A 13,104-nucleotide genomic window follows, 5' to 3' on the forward strand; every position below is an offset into this window, starting at 1 on the left:
GGCCAGGCTGACCGGGCTGCCCAGGATGGCCAGGCTGACCGGGGTGCTGGCCCTGCTGTCCGGGATGGCCAGGCTGGCCGGGATGGCCCTGCTGACCGGGGTGCCCAGGCTGGCCCGGGTGCTGGGGAGGGCCCCAGGCGGGTGGTTGCGGGCGGCGCACGCCCGGCGGGGGACCGGCGGGGTCGGGCTGCGGCTGGGCCGGGTCGGGCTGGGCGGGTCCGCCGGCCGACGGCGCGAACCAACCGCGCTCGGGGTCGTTACTGCTCATCTTCTCTTCTCCGCCAGCGGATAGACGTCCTTGGGCGCCGCGGTGAGCTGCTTGGCCTTCTCCTCGTCGAGCCCCAGGTCGAGCTCGGCCTCGGGGGTCAGCGGCTCACTGTAGATGGCGCTGTTCGGCGCGGAGACGATCACCTTCGAGCCGGGCAGCACCGCGGGCGGCACCTCGAAGACGACCCGGCCCTGCGCCCACCAGCCCGGCTGGATCCACCGGTTGGCCAGGGTGAGCGTCGAGTCGACCCGCTTGGTGGCCGCGAAACGCTTGCCCTCGGCGGTGAGCAGGATCGCGGGTGCCGGGTCCTTGGTCAGCTTGATCGGCTCGTCGGGGACGGTCGCCGAGAGGGTGACCACGAGGAAGATCTGGTCGGTCGCGACGACCCCGTCCGACTGCTGGATGCCCTTGGCGGTCTCGACGTTGTCCACCCGGGCGGAGAACCGGCCGGCGTCGACCTCCTCGCCGCGGTCACCGGTGTAGGTGAGCGGCAGGGCCATGTCGTCGGAGTCGAGCGCGAGCGACTGGATGCCGACGGCCCCGCCGGCGAGGGCGAGGCCGACGAGCACGCCCAGGAACCCGGAGCCGCGCCGCTCGCGCCGCCGGGACCGCGAACGGCGTCCGGCGGGCGCGGCGCTGCGCGGCGCCTCCTGCTGGGTAGCGGTCACTGCGGGACCTCCTGCCGGCTGGCGGTCACTGCTGGACCTCCTGCTTCACCTTGAGCGTCACGGTGGCCACGGAGGAGACCATGTTGTACATCTGCGGCCGGCCGTCCCCGGTCAGCGGAGCGGTGAGGCCCTCGACGGTGAGCGGGTCGGGCTTGGTGACCTGCTCGCCGGCCAGGTCCCAGTAGGCGTGCCCGTCGAACTCGTCCTCGGCCTCCTCGAAGGCGGCCACCTTGAGCGCCACCTGCGCGGGCGGCTGGGCGGCCACGTCGAGCTCGTAGCGGACCACGACGGTGGCGGGCACGTCGGGGAAGAGCTGGCTGGTGCGCTCGGGGTTGTCCACGTACGCCATGACGTCGGTGAGCCCCTGCGGCTCCATCAGCCGCACGGACTCGCCCCAGCCGCTGCCGCGGGTGCTCTCGCTGACCCACGGCTTGCCGACGTACTCGGTGGAGTCGGTCTTGTTGGTGACCTTGACCAGCACGTCCAGGTAGCGGTGGTCCTCGGCGAACTCGTTGGGCGCCTTCTGCAGGACGGACCGCGCGCCCAGGAACTCGGTCTCGAAGCGCACCTGGTCCACCTTCGCCCCCTCGGCCAGCTTCGCCGGAGGGTCGGTCGGCACCTCGGCGAGCCCGCCGAACAGCGCCGTGATGCCGAGTGCGGTGGCGGCCAGGAGGGCCACCACGGGCACCGCAACGGGCCGCTTCGGGGTGGTGCCGCCGTCGGGTTCCGTCATGGGTATGCATGCTAATGGCCACACCCGCCCCATTCATCCCAGACGCTTGGGGAAAAGCTGCGCGATCCATGGCTTAGCTCTTAGGCTGTTGGCCTACTAATGGCATAGGGCCGGCCGGAGGGTTCACGTGGCGGACGTGCATCCCGAGCATGCGCAGCTCCAGGCGGACCGCATCTACCTGGGCTGGCAGTACGTCCTGCTGCACCCCGACCCGGGACCTCCGCCCAAGCGGCCCTCCCCGGTGGAGGAGCAGCCGCCGAGCGACGAGCCCGATCCGGAGCTGCTGCGCCGCGAACGCCTCCAGGAGGACATGCTCAACCGGCCGGTGCGGATCTTCCGCTGGCTGATGGTGCTGCTGGCCGTGCTCATCCTGGGCCTGGGCCTGTCGGGGCTGCTGACCTGGTCGTTCGCCATCATCGGCATGGCCGCCACCGGCGGCGTGGCCGGGATCTGCACCTACGCGCTGCTCCAGGGCGACCGCGCGGTGCGCTACCGGGTGCTGGAGCAGCAGGCCAAGGACGACCGGGTCCGGCAGGAACGTGACAAGGAGCTCTTCCACGCCCAGGAGGAGCACGCGGCCCGCTACCGCGAGTGGCAGGAGAGCAAGGAGCGCCACGAGCAGCAGATGACCTGGTACGCGGTAGCCGTACCGGACGAGATCGACCGGGTGGACGTCGCGGGCGGCACGCTGCCGGGCTGGTCGGCGCTGATCACGCTGCTGGGCGCGACCCGGCTGTACTCGGGCGGCCACCTGACCGTGCTCGACCTGTCGGAGGGCGCGATCGCCACCGACCTGATCGAGCTGGCCCGGCGCGGCGGCGACGACCCGCTGGTGTGGGTGCTGCCGGTGGACCTGCCGCGGCTCGACCTGGGCGCCACGCTCAAGCCCGAGGCCTTCGCCGACGTGCTCGCGCACGTGGTGAGCGTGAGCGAGGAGGACCGCACCGACCTGAGCTTCGACCACGCCATCCTGGAGCGGGTGCTGGAGGTGCTCGGCGAGAACGTGACCATCGCCCAGGTCAACGCCGCCCTGCGCGCGCTGGCGCAGGTCGGCGACCCGCGCGAGGACATCAGGTTCGGCCTGATCAGCCCGGCCCAGCTCGAGAAGCTCAGCACGCTGTTCGGGCGCGGCGTCAGCGACCAGGTCGTCATCAAGCGCGCCTGGGCGCTGGAGTCGCAGCTCCGCAAGCTGGAGAACCTCGGCACCGAGGCGGTACGGCTGCCGCCGGCCCGGCTGCGCGTGGTGAGCATGGACCGCCAGGCCGGGGTGTTCGGCAACCGCGTGCTCGGCACCTACATCGCCACCGCGCTCACCCACATCCTGCGCCAGTCGCCCGCCTCCGACCGGCCGTGGTACCACACGATCATCGTGGCGGGCGCGGACAAGCTCCGCGGCGACGTGCTCGACCGGCTGATGGACGCCTGCGAGACCTCCCGCACCGGCCTGGTGCTCACCTACCGGTCGCTGACCCCGACCGTGCGCGAGCGGCTGGGCCGCGGCCACGCCGCCGTCGCCTTCATGCGCCTGGGCAACGCCGAGGACGCCCGCGTGGCCAGCGAGCACGTCGGCACCGAGCACCGCCTGGAGCTCGCCCAGCTCACCGAGACCATCGGCGCCACGCTGTCCGGCCTGAACGGCGCCTACACCTCGACCATCGCCGACGAGCACCCCGAGGCGACCGGGGAGAACCGCAGGGAGGACCTCAAGGAGGACATCGCCGAGTCGACCGTCTGGGGCCAGACCATCGGCGAGACCGAACGCGTGTTGCAGCGCTCGCGCGAGTTCCTGGTCGAGCCGCACCAGCTCCAGCAGCTCCCCACCACCGCCGTGATCGTCACCGACGCCACCGCGCAGGGCCGGCGGGTCCGGCTGGCCGACGCCAACCCGGCGATCCTGGCCTTCCCCAAGACCACCCTCGGCGAGCTGGAGGACTGCCGCGACGCCGTGCTGGCGCTGGCGCCCAAGGCCGACGCCGACGAGCCCCCGCCCAATCTCGGCCCGCCCCCGCCGCGTCTGGACTGGCGCAAGAACCGGCAATGAGCCCGCCAAGACCGGGGTGGTGACTTGATCATCGGCGGACTTTACTGGGGGACGAACATGGGGGGATGGCATGCATCTGAGCGGACCCTGGTATCGGATCCAGTCGATCGCGGCGGCCTCGCGCGGACCTTCGGCGGAGGGTGACTTCGTCTCGGTCCTGCCCGCCGCCCTCTCGGCGGCCCAGCAGGGCAGGCCCTTCGTCATCGGCTGGTTCTCGCGCGGTTCCGGATCGCCACTGGAGCTGATCACCAACGCCGGGCCGCTCACCCAGCCGCCCCGGCACGCGCCGAAGGCCGCCACCGCCGACCCGCTGCTCTTCCCGGCCGGCGCCCGCGGCACCCTGCTGGCCGAGGAGCGGCTCGCCGACCTGGCCGACCTGGTGTGGGCGCCGTGCCCCGGCCGCCAGGCGCCGGTCTTCGGCCCGCGCGAGCCCGGCGACCCGGGCCAGCCCTCGCTCTTCGAATCCACCCTCGTCACCCTCATGTCCCGGCCGTTCGCCTGGCTCGTCGTCGCCGAGCCGTCCGACCAGCTCGACGCCGAGGTGGCGCACCTGCGCACCCAGCTCACCGTCCTGCGGCAGTACGGCGAAGCCTCGGAGCGCTCACGCTTCGACGCCGAGCGGGCCGAGCGGCGGCTGCAGGAGCTCGACGCCTTCCGCGAGGCGGGCCTGTGGAACGTCCGGGTGCTGGCCGGCGCGGCCACCGCCGAGGAGCTGCGGCGCATCGCGCCCGTCCTGGTGGGCTCGGCCGAGCTCGCCCACCACCCGTACCGGCTGCGCAGCGCGGGCGGGCAGGTGCTGGCGCTGCCCGAGGCGCTGACCGCGGTGCTCCAGGACGCCGGGGACGGCGCCGCCGTACCGTTCGCCGCGACCGCCGGGGCGCTGGCGGCGCTGGCCGGGCTGCCGCGGCGCGAGGTGCCCGGCGTGCGGGTGCTGGAGACCGGGTTCTTCGACGTCACCTCCGAGACGCTCGGCGGCGAGCTCGACCTGGGCGCGATCCTCGACGGCCAGGACCGCGCGGTCGGCGCCTTCCAGGTGCCGCTGGCCACGCTCAACCGGCACGCCTTCGTCGCCGGGGCCACCGGCTCGGGCAAGTCGCAGACCGTTCGGCACCTGCTGGAGCAGCTCACCGGCAGCGGCATCCCGTGGCTGGCCATCGAACCGGCCAAGTCGGAGTACGCCGCGATGGCCGGCCGGGTGGACGCGCCGGTGACCGTCGTGCGGCCCTCGGCGCCGGAAAGCGTGCCGTTCAGCGTCAACCCGCTGGAGCCCGAGCCCGGCTACCCGGTGCAGGCGCACATCGACATGGTCAGGGCGCTGTTCATGGCCGCCTTCGACGCCGAGGAGCCGTTCCCGCAGATCGTCTCGATGGCCCTGCAGCGGCTCTACGAGGCCAACGGCTGGGACGTGGTCACCGGCGGCGCGGCGCCGGGGGCGAGCGTGCCGCCCACCGTGCCGACGTTGGAGCAGCTCCAGCGGCACGCGATGGACGTGATCAAGGAGATCGGCTACGGCCGCGAGGTCCAGGCCGACGTGGAGGGCTTCATCGGCGTGCGGCTGCGCTCGCTGCGGGTCGGCTCGGCCGGGCGGTTCTTCGAGGGCGGCCACCCGGCCGACATCGGCGGGCTGCTGCGGCGCAACGTCGTGCTGGCCATCGAGGACGTGGCCAACGACGAGGACAAGGCCTTCCTCATGGGCACGCTGATCATCCGGATCGTGGAGCACCTGCGGATGCGCGCCCGGGTGGCGAAGACCACCGAGCTGCGGCACGTCATCGTCATCGAGGAGGCCCACCGCCTGCTGCGTGACCGGGGACACGGCCGGGCCGCCACCCACGCCGTCGAGCTGTTCGCCGGCATGCTCGCCGAGATCCGCGCCTACGGCGAAGGGCTGGTGGTGGCCGAGCAGATCCCCACCAAACTCATCCCCGACGTGGTCAAGAACACCGCGCTCAAGATCGTGCACCGGCTGCCCGCCGCCGACGACCGTGAGCTCGTGGGCGCCGCCATGAACCTGGGCGAGGAGCAGTCCCGCCAGGTCGTCTCCTTCCCGCCGGGCATCGCCGCGGTCTTCGCCGACGGCATGGACCGGCCCCTGCGCGTGCGCGTCCCGCTCGGCGAGGACCGCGAGCGCGTCCTGCCCAGCCCGCCGCCACCGGTCCGCGGCCGGCGCTCGGCCGCCTGCGGGAGCGACTGCCGGAGCGGCCAGGCGTGCACGCTGGTCGAACTGCGCGAGGCGGACGTGCTGGCCGACGCGCCGGAGTCGGCCTGGCTGCGGGTCTGGATCGAGACCGTCGTGCTGGCCTACGTCGCCAACCGGCCGCTGCCCGGCGTGCCGCGCTCGCTCGCCACCACCTGGGCCGAGCTGCCCGCCCGGCGGCGTGACTGCCTGCTCGCCACGCTGGTCGACCGTGCCGTGCGCCGCCGTGCCTGGGCGCTGCGCTCGTGGTACGACCCGGCCCTGCTGGTCGAGCAGGCCGCCACCGCCGCCGCGCGGCTGCTGGCCGGCGAGACGGGCGGGGGCGCGCTGCCCGGCCACCCGTGGGTCATCCCCCAGGTGCGCTGGCTGCACGAGGTCGACCGGCTCTTCCCGTACGGCAGGCCCGCCCCCGACCTGCGCAGCCCCGCGCCGCCCCTGGAGTACGCGCTGCTGGCCGCCAACGGCAGCGAGCTGCTCGGCCACCGGGCCCGGTCGTTGCGCCACCACCCGCTGTCCATGGAGGTCGAGCGCAACCGGGAGCTGGCCTGGCGGGCCGTACTCGGGGAGGACGAGGGCGAAGCCCTGCTGGCCGACATCACCACCGTCGCGATCGGCGTGGAGGCGGCCGGCCGGGTGCGGCACGTCGGGCAGACCATGGGCGCCGGATGGCTGGAAAGCGTCCTGGCCTGGCCTCGGCGCTTCGTCCTGCCCTTCGACCACGACGGCGAGCCGGAGCTCGCGTTCGCCGAACCGGGGTGAGCGCGGCACGCGCCTGCGCCCGGTGACCGCTCCCAGGCCCCGCTGGCGACTATGCTCGGTCAACATGACGCAGCTTCCCCTGCGGGCTCAACTCGCCAGCGCGCTGGGCCGCAGCGCCGCCACCCTGTCCCGCCTCACGGGCCGCGGCGACGGATCGGTCATCGGCGGGCGGGTCGGCCTCATGCTCGAACCAGACCTCCTCCGCAAGCTGGCCCAGGACAAGAAGCTCGCCCTCGTCAGCGCGACCAACGGCAAGACCACCACCACCCGGCTGATCACCTCGGCCCTGCTGGAGATGGGCGAGGTCGCCACCAACGCCTTCGGCGCCAACATGCCCGCCGGGCACGTCTCGGCGCTCTCCCAGGGCAAGCACGCCCCGTACGGCGTGCTGGAGGTGGACGAGAAGTACCTCCCCGAGGTGCTCGAGACCACCGGCGCCAGCGTGCTCTGCCTGATGAACCTCAGCCGCGACCAGATGGACCGCGCGGCCGAGATCTGGCTGCTGGCGCAGAAGTGGCGGCGCGCGCTGTCCGGCAAGCCCACCCACGTCATCGCCAATTGCGACGATCCCCTGGTCACCTGGGGCGCCTCCACCGCGGCCAAGGTCACCTGGGTGGCCGGCGGGCAGCGCTGGAAGGAGGACTCCTGGTGCTGCCCCGAGTGCGGCGGACCGCTCGACCGCAAGGGCGACACCTGGGCCTGCCGCGAGTGCACCTTCCACCGGCCCGAGCCGCACTGGGTGCTCGACGACACCATCGCGATCGACCCGGCCGGGCAGCGCTGGCCGCTCGACATCCAGCTCCCCGGCCTGGCCAACCGCTCCAACGCGGTGATGGCGCTGGCCGTCGCCGCCGCCTTCGGCCTGCCGCCCGAGCGGGCGCTGCCCAGGCTGCGCGAGGTCAAGTCGGTCGCCGGCCGCTACACCACGGTCATCCGCGACGGGCGCGAGGCGCGGCTGCTGCTGGCCAAGAACCCGGCGGGCTGGCTGGAGGCGTTCGACGTCTCCGACCCGTCGCAGCCGATCATCCTGTCGGTCAACGCGCAGGGCCCCGACGGGCGCGACACCTCGTGGTTGTGGGACGTCGACTACCGCATCCTGCGCGGGCGGCCGGTCTGCGTCACCGGCGAGCGCCGGCTCGACCTGGCGTTGCGGCTCGACGTCGCCGACGTGCCGTTCACGCTGGCCGACACCTTCAACGACGCGCTGGCGAGCCAGCCGCTCGGCCGGGTGGACGTGATCGCCAACTACACCGCCTTCCAGCAGATCCGACGGGAGTTCGACCGTGCCGTCTGACAGCACCCTGCGCATCGTCTGGATCTACCCCGACCTGCTCAGCACCTACGGCGACCAGGGCAACCTGCTCGTCCTGGAGCAGCGCTCGGCGCGGCGCGGCATCCCGTTCGAGTCGATCCGGGTCCGCTCGGCCGACCCGGTGCCCGAGTCGGGCGACATCTACCTGATCGGCGGCGGCGAGGACCGGCCGCAGATCCTGGCCGCCCAGCGGCTGCGCCGCGACGGCGGCCTGCACCGCGCGCTCGACCGGGGGGCCGCGATGCTCGCCGTCTGCGCCGGTTACCAGATCATGGGCTCGACCTTCGGCGGCGAGGAGGGGCAGCCGGTCGACGGGCTCGGCCTGCTCGACATCGCCAGCGGGCGCGGCAACGTGCGTGGCGTGGGCGAGCTGGTCGCCGAGGTCGACAGCGCGCTCAACCTGCCGACCCTCACCGGGTTCGAGAACCACATGGGCGTCACCCGGCTCGGTCCCGGCGTCAAGCCGCTGGCCAAGACGGTCGTCGGCGTGGGCAACGGAGACGGGTACGAAGGCTGCTACGCCGGGCACGTCGTCGGCACCTACCTGCACGGCCCGGCGCTGGCCCGCAACCCCGCGCTGGCCGACCTGCTGCTGCGCTGGGCCACCGGCGCCGACCAGCTCGCCCCGCTGGACGACTCGCGTTACGAGGCGCTCCGCCGGGAACGCCTCGCCGCCGTCGCTCCCTAGCCTTCCGCCGGGCGCCCACGAGTTGCTGTGGGCGCTCGGGCGGTCAGTAGACGAGGGCCTGGGCGCCCTCGGCGACCGCTTCCTCCACGAACGTGGGCGCACCCGCGATGCGGACCCCGTCGATCACGTCGTCGACGGTGATGTCCCGCCGGGCGGCGCACTGCGTGCAGACCGTCAGGCGCCCGCCCACCAGCACCGCCTGCAGCAGGTCGTCCAGCGGCGCGGCGTGCGGGAGGCTGAACTCCTTGGCCTTGCCCGGCAGCGCGAACCACGAGGCCTCGCCGGTCAGCCACATCGAGACCGGCACCCCGCTGGCCAGCGCGGCCGCGGCCACGGTGAAGGCCTGGTTGCACCGCTCCGGCGCGTCGGCGCCCGCCGTTACTTTGATCACCAGTGATCGAGCCATGCGGTAACCCTACGCCAGCCCCGCGTTAGGGTTGGTGACCATGGAGGCAGCACCTGAGGTACATCCCGACCTGCAGCACCTCTCCTTCCTGCTCGGCCGGTGGGAAGGCGCGGGCGTGGGCGGCTATCCCACGATCGACAGCTTCAACTTCGGCCAGGAGATCGAGTTCGGCCACAACGGCAAACCGTTCCTGACCTACACCAGCCGCACCTGGCTGCTCGACGAGGCCGGCGAGAAGGTCCGCCCGCTGGCCACCGAGACCGGCTACTGGCGCGCCCAGCCCGACCGCCAGGTCGAGGTACTGCTCGCGCACCCCACCGGGATCGTCGAGATCTACGTCGGCGAGGTCGTCTTCCACAAGATCGAGCTCACCACCGACGTGGTCGCCCGCACCACCTCCGCCAAGGAGTACACCGCGGGGCACCGGCTGTACGGTCTGGTCAACGGGAACCTGATGTGGGCCTACGACATGGCCGCCGAAGGCCAGCCGTTGACCTCCCACATGTCGGCCGAGCTGAAGAAGGTGGCATGAGCACTCCGTTCACCCCCGACGTCGTCGCCCAGATCAAGCGGCACATGAACGACGACCACACCGACGACGCCCGGCTCATCGTCCGCGCCCTCGGCGGCCGGCCCGAGGCCGCGGAGGTCACCACCGTCGACGTGGACGGCGAGGCGATCCACTTCCTGGCCGACGGCGAGCCCGTCCGGGTGCCGTGGGGCGAGACCCTCACCGAGCGCCCCCAGGTCCGGGTGGCCGTCGTCCGCCTCTACCAGGAGGCGTGCGCCAAGCTCGGGGTCACGCCGCGCGGCGAGCACTGAGATTCCGGGGACTGAGACCGTGTTGCCCGTCAGGCCGCCGGACCACTAGCGTCCGCGGCCATGACGGAACGACGTGCAATCCTGAGTGGTTCGACCTTCGAGGAGCAGATCGGTTACGCCCGGGCCGTGGTCATGGGCGACCGGGTCTACGTGTCGGGCACCACGGGCTACGACTACACCACGATGACCATCTCCGACGACGTGGTGGAGCAGGCCGAGCAGTGCCTGCGCAACATCGGGGCCGCGCTCGCCGAGGCGGGGTGCGGCTTCGGAGACGTGGTCAGGGTGCGGTACCTGCTGACCGATCCGGCCGACTTCGAGCCGTGCTGGCCGGCGCTCCGCCGTACTTTCCAGGATGTACGGCCGGCGGCGACGATGCTGGTGTGCGGGCTCGCCGACCCCAAGATGAAGATCGAGATCGAGGTCGACGCCCGGAAGGCGTGAACCGGGGCCGAGGCACGGGCCGTGAACCGGGTCGAGGCATGAAAAGAGCCCCGGGTCTGCTCCGTCGAAGACGGGCTGGATGGACCATGAACGGCACTGGTGTGCCGCCCTCCAGCGACCCGGGGCCCCGGTGGCTGTCTCGTATTCGCCTGTCGGAGGCGCGAGACGACTCGCGCCCTTAGCGGACGGCCACCTCGCTAGCCCAACTATGAATCACCATTGTCAGGACCACCTCCTTTCCGCGTACTCCAGAAGCTATGCGAAGCCTCCGAGGTGCGGCAAGCGATTATTCTCGGGGCATGGTCGAGACGTCATGGCACGAGGAACTTCGGGCCAGGGGGTACCGCGTCACCCCCCAGCGGCAGCTAGTTCTCGAAGCGGTCAAGGCGCTTGAGCACGCCACCCCGGAGGAGATCTGCACCCGGGTGCGCGAGACCGCGCGGGGGGTGAATATCTCGACCGTCTACCGCACGCTGGAGCTCCTGGAGGAGCTCGGCATGGTGACGCACACCCACCTCAGCCACGGCGCCCCCACCTACCACCTCACCGCCGACGCCGACCACGTGCACGTGGTCTGCCGCGCCTGCGAGAAGGTCTTCGAGGTCAGCCCGGAGCTGGCCGAAGGGCTGGTCAAGAGCCTGGACGAGCAGTTCGGCTTCACCGCCGACGTGCATCACCTGACCGTCTTCGGCCGCTGTTCCGACTGCCGGTAGCCTGGGGGCATGCGCAGCCCTCTGCTCAATCTCCCCGGAGCCGTGGCGGCCGAGGCCCCCGACTCCGACGTCGCGGCACACTACGGCGACCTGTTCGCCGAACAGCGTGCCCTGCTCAAGGGTGAGGCGATCGTCGACCGCAGCAACCGTGAAGTGGTCCGGATCGCCGGGGCCGACCGGCTGAAATGGCTCAACGACCTGACCTCGCAGAAGCTCGACACGCTCAAGCCCGGCGAGTGGACCCAGACCCTCATCCTCGACCTGCAGGGCCGGGTCGAGCACCACCTGACGCTGGTCGACGACGGCGAGGCCGTGCTGGCGCACGTCGAGCCGGGCACCTCCGAGGCGCTGGTCGGGTACCTCGACCGGATGCGGTTCATGTTGCGGGTGGAGGTGTCGCACGAGCCGGAGCTGGCCGTGCTGTCCAACCGCGACGAGGACTTCGTCGTGCCGCGTGCCGAGCTCGCCGAGCACCTGGGCCGGCCGCTGGCCGGGCTCTGGGCTTTCGAGGCGCTCCGTATCGAGGACCATCGGCCGCGGCTCGGGTTCGAGACCGACCACAAGACGATCCCGCACGAGGTCGGCTGGATCGGCGATGCCGTCCACCTGACCAAGGGCTGTTACCGCGGGCAGGAGACCGTCGCCCGGGTGCACAACCTGGGGCATCCGCCGCGGCGGCTGGTGTTCCTGCACCTCGACGGCAGCGTCGACACCCTGCCCAAGCACGGCGCTCCCGTTGAGCTCGACGGGCAGCAGGTCGGTGAGGTGGGGTCGGCGGCGCGGCACCACGAGCTCGGGCCCATCGCTTTGGCGGTCGTCAAGCGCACCGTCCCGGTGGACGCCACCCTGCTGGCCGGGGGTGTCGCCGCCGCCCAGGAGGTTGTCGTGCCCCCGGACGCCGGACGCAACGTCCAGATCGACCCGGCCTTGCGCCGCCGCATCCGCTGACCTCTTTCGGAGGGACAAGAGACCGCTGCGGCTGAGACTCCTTCCGGCGGCCACCAGACCACCGCCCCGCATCCGCTGACCCTTCCGCGGGGCACCAGACCACCGCCGCCGCACCCGGTGGCCCCCACCGACCACCCCCGCGGCGCCGTCCTCCTGCAGGTGGAGGAAGGTGGACGGGGTGGCGGGCGGTCCTCCTGCAGGTGGAGGAAGGGGGATGTGGGGGCGGCCCTCCTGCAGGTGGAGGAGGGTTGCGGGGGGAGTGCGGCCCTCCTGCAGGTGGAGGGCGAGGTGGCGGAGGGGTGCTCGCCCCCTGGCCGGGCCTCCCGCGGGCCAGGGGGGTCTCCTGCAGGCCGGGTGGGGGTCTCCTGCGGGTCGGGTGGGGGTCTCCTGCGGGTCGGGGGTCTCGGCTGGTCGTGAGATCGGCCAGCGGTCAGAGGTCGCTTTCCTGTTGGTCCAAGATGCCCAGGGCGGCGGCCACTGCGGCGGCCTGGTCGCCGCGTTCGATGGCGGCCAGCAGGTCCTCGTGGCTGCTCTCGCCAGGCCGCACCGCCCGTTCCAGGCAGTGGTCGTCGCGCACGCTCTGCCGGATCGACTGGTGGAGGCTGCGGTAGAGGTCGCCCAGCACCGGGTTGTGCGCGGCATGCGCCACCCGCAGGTGAAAATCCACGTCCGCGTCGGCGAACTCGTCGAGGTCCCCGGCCCGTGAGGCCGCCGCCCGCCGGGCCCCGGCCTCTCGCAGCCCGGCCAGGTCGGCCTCGGTCCGCTTGGCCGCCGCCAGCCGCGCGGCCACCAGGTCCAGGCCCCGCCGTACGTCGATGATGTCGAGTTGCGCGGCGCGTTCGAGCCGCCGGGTGAGCGCCACCTCCGACTCGTCGGTGGCCACCACGTAGGTGCCGTCGCCCTGCCGGGTGGACAGCAGCCCGGAGTGGACCAGCACCCGCACCGCCTCCCGCACGGAGAGCCTGCTCACGCCGAGCGCGGCGGCGAGCTGGTGCTCGGTGGGGATCTTCTCGCCCACCGGCCAGTCACCGCTGTGGATCTTGCCGCGCAGCTCTGCGAGCACGCTGTCCACAATCGACGGCTTCGCAACGCTTCGCATCGATCC

Annotated in this window: 14 protein-coding genes; 10 read left to right on the plus strand and 4 right to left on the minus strand. The window is 72.5% G+C overall.

The genetic code is table 11. The features are described from left to right. Positions 1-25 precede the first annotated feature (25 nt). On the plus strand, positions 26-292 hold the full coding sequence (locus tag AB0I67_RS00640) for a hypothetical protein (RefSeq protein ID WP_357915350.1): 267 nt from the start codon (positions 26-28) through the stop codon (positions 290-292). On the opposite strand, the gene AB0I67_RS00645 is transcribed toward AB0I67_RS00640, so the two are convergent. After that, positions 265-936: a hypothetical protein gene (locus tag AB0I67_RS00645; protein WP_357915353.1), complete on the minus strand. Its 672-nt coding sequence runs from the start codon at positions 934-936 to the stop codon at positions 265-267. The genes AB0I67_RS00640 and AB0I67_RS00645 overlap by 28 nt on opposite strands. A 25-nt stretch (positions 937-961) precedes the next feature. Further along, positions 962-1,669, minus strand: coding sequence for a hypothetical protein (locus AB0I67_RS00650; protein WP_357915356.1), 708 nt, complete (start codon positions 1,667-1,669; stop codon positions 962-964). Positions 1,670-1,796: 127 nt separating this feature from the next. On the opposite strand from AB0I67_RS00650, the gene AB0I67_RS00655 reads away from it, so the two are divergent. The 4 genes from AB0I67_RS00655 to AB0I67_RS00670 all read left to right on the plus strand — a co-directional run bounded on the left by AB0I67_RS00655 (position 1,797) and on the right by AB0I67_RS00670 (position 8,666). Continuing rightward, positions 1,797-3,710, plus strand: coding sequence for a hypothetical protein (locus AB0I67_RS00655; RefSeq protein WP_357915359.1), 1,914 nt, complete (start codon positions 1,797-1,799; stop codon positions 3,708-3,710). A 70-nt stretch (positions 3,711-3,780) separates the two neighbouring features. Continuing rightward, complete coding sequence (locus AB0I67_RS00660) at positions 3,781-6,666, plus strand: ATP-binding protein (RefSeq protein ID WP_357915362.1); 2,886 nt, start codon at positions 3,781-3,783, stop codon at positions 6,664-6,666. A 64-nt stretch (positions 6,667-6,730) separates the two neighbouring features. Further along, positions 6,731-7,960, plus strand: coding sequence for a MurT ligase domain-containing protein (locus AB0I67_RS00665; RefSeq protein ID WP_357915365.1), 1,230 nt, complete (start codon positions 6,731-6,733; stop codon positions 7,958-7,960). Then, complete coding sequence (locus tag AB0I67_RS00670; RefSeq protein ID WP_357915368.1) at positions 7,950-8,666, plus strand: glutamine amidotransferase; 717 nt, start codon at positions 7,950-7,952, stop codon at positions 8,664-8,666. The genes AB0I67_RS00665 and AB0I67_RS00670 overlap by 11 nt, the downstream gene beginning before the upstream one ends. 43 nt (positions 8,667-8,709) lie before the next feature. On the opposite strand, the gene AB0I67_RS00675 is transcribed toward AB0I67_RS00670, so the two are convergent. Continuing rightward, entirely contained in the window at positions 8,710-9,072 is a 363-nt protein-coding gene (locus tag AB0I67_RS00675) for a DsrE family protein (RefSeq protein ID WP_357915371.1), read from the minus strand. A 40-nt stretch (positions 9,073-9,112) separates the two neighbouring features. On the opposite strand from AB0I67_RS00675, the gene AB0I67_RS00680 reads away from it, so the two are divergent. From AB0I67_RS00680 to AB0I67_RS00700, 5 genes are all read left to right on the plus strand, one after another. Further along, entirely contained in the window at positions 9,113-9,604 is a 492-nt protein-coding gene (locus tag AB0I67_RS00680) for an FABP family protein (RefSeq protein WP_357915374.1), read from the plus strand. Next, on the plus strand, positions 9,601-9,894 hold the full coding sequence (locus AB0I67_RS00685; RefSeq protein WP_357915377.1) for a DUF2470 domain-containing protein: 294 nt from the start codon (positions 9,601-9,603) through the stop codon (positions 9,892-9,894). Before AB0I67_RS00680 ends, AB0I67_RS00685 begins: the two co-directional genes overlap by 4 nt. Positions 9,895-9,954: 60 nt before the next feature. After that, positions 9,955-10,338, plus strand: a complete 384-nt coding sequence (locus tag AB0I67_RS00690; RefSeq protein WP_357915380.1) for a RidA family protein — start codon at positions 9,955-9,957, stop codon at positions 10,336-10,338. A 299-nt stretch (positions 10,339-10,637) separates the two neighbouring features. Beyond that, positions 10,638-11,051, plus strand: a complete 414-nt coding sequence (locus tag AB0I67_RS00695) for a Fur family transcriptional regulator (RefSeq protein WP_357915383.1) — start codon at positions 10,638-10,640, stop codon at positions 11,049-11,051. A 9-nt stretch (positions 11,052-11,060) separates the two neighbouring features. After that, on the plus strand, positions 11,061-11,999 hold the full coding sequence (locus AB0I67_RS00700; protein WP_357915386.1) for a glycine cleavage T C-terminal barrel domain-containing protein: 939 nt from the start codon (positions 11,061-11,063) through the stop codon (positions 11,997-11,999). Positions 12,000-12,429: 430 nt separating this feature from the next. Here the strand turns inward: AB0I67_RS00700 and AB0I67_RS00705 are convergent, their stop codons facing one another. After that, positions 12,430-13,098 (minus strand): FadR/GntR family transcriptional regulator, encoded by a 669-nt coding sequence (locus AB0I67_RS00705; RefSeq protein ID WP_357915389.1) that lies wholly within the window; start codon positions 13,096-13,098, stop codon positions 12,430-12,432. Positions 13,099-13,104 lie beyond the last annotated feature (6 nt).

It is taken from the genome of Nonomuraea sp. NPDC050310, from assembly GCF_040655795.1.
In the GTDB taxonomy this organism is placed as follows: domain Bacteria; phylum Actinomycetota; class Actinomycetes; order Streptosporangiales; family Streptosporangiaceae; genus Nonomuraea.

Excerpts from the sequence above, each read along its gene's own strand:
- AB0I67_RS00640 (WP_357915350.1), top strand. The coding sequence starts at position 26 with ATGGCCAGGCTGACCGGGGTGCTGGCCCTGCTGTCCGGGATGGCCAGG.
- AB0I67_RS00660 (WP_357915362.1), top strand. The coding sequence starts at position 3,781 with ATGCATCTGAGCGGACCCTGGTATCGGATCCAGTCGATCGCGGCGGCC.
- AB0I67_RS00685 (WP_357915377.1), top strand. The coding sequence starts at position 9,601 with ATGAGCACTCCGTTCACCCCCGACGTCGTCGCCCAGATCAAGCGGCAC.
- AB0I67_RS00705 (WP_357915389.1), bottom strand. The coding sequence starts at position 13,098 with ATGCGAAGCGTTGCGAAGCCGTCGATTGTGGACAGCGTGCTCGCAGAG.
- AB0I67_RS00680 (WP_357915374.1), top strand. The coding sequence starts at position 9,113 with ATGGAGGCAGCACCTGAGGTACATCCCGACCTGCAGCACCTCTCCTTC.
- AB0I67_RS00665 (WP_357915365.1), top strand. The coding sequence starts at position 6,731 with ATGACGCAGCTTCCCCTGCGGGCTCAACTCGCCAGCGCGCTGGGCCGC.
- AB0I67_RS00700 (WP_357915386.1), top strand. The coding sequence starts at position 11,061 with ATGCGCAGCCCTCTGCTCAATCTCCCCGGAGCCGTGGCGGCCGAGGCC.
- AB0I67_RS00695 (WP_357915383.1), top strand. The coding sequence starts at position 10,638 with ATGGTCGAGACGTCATGGCACGAGGAACTTCGGGCCAGGGGGTACCGC.
- AB0I67_RS00675 (WP_357915371.1), bottom strand. The coding sequence starts at position 9,072 with ATGGCTCGATCACTGGTGATCAAAGTAACGGCGGGCGCCGACGCGCCG.
- AB0I67_RS00690 (WP_357915380.1), top strand. The coding sequence starts at position 9,955 with ATGACGGAACGACGTGCAATCCTGAGTGGTTCGACCTTCGAGGAGCAG.
- AB0I67_RS00650 (WP_357915356.1), bottom strand. The coding sequence starts at position 1,669 with ATGACGGAACCCGACGGCGGCACCACCCCGAAGCGGCCCGTTGCGGTG.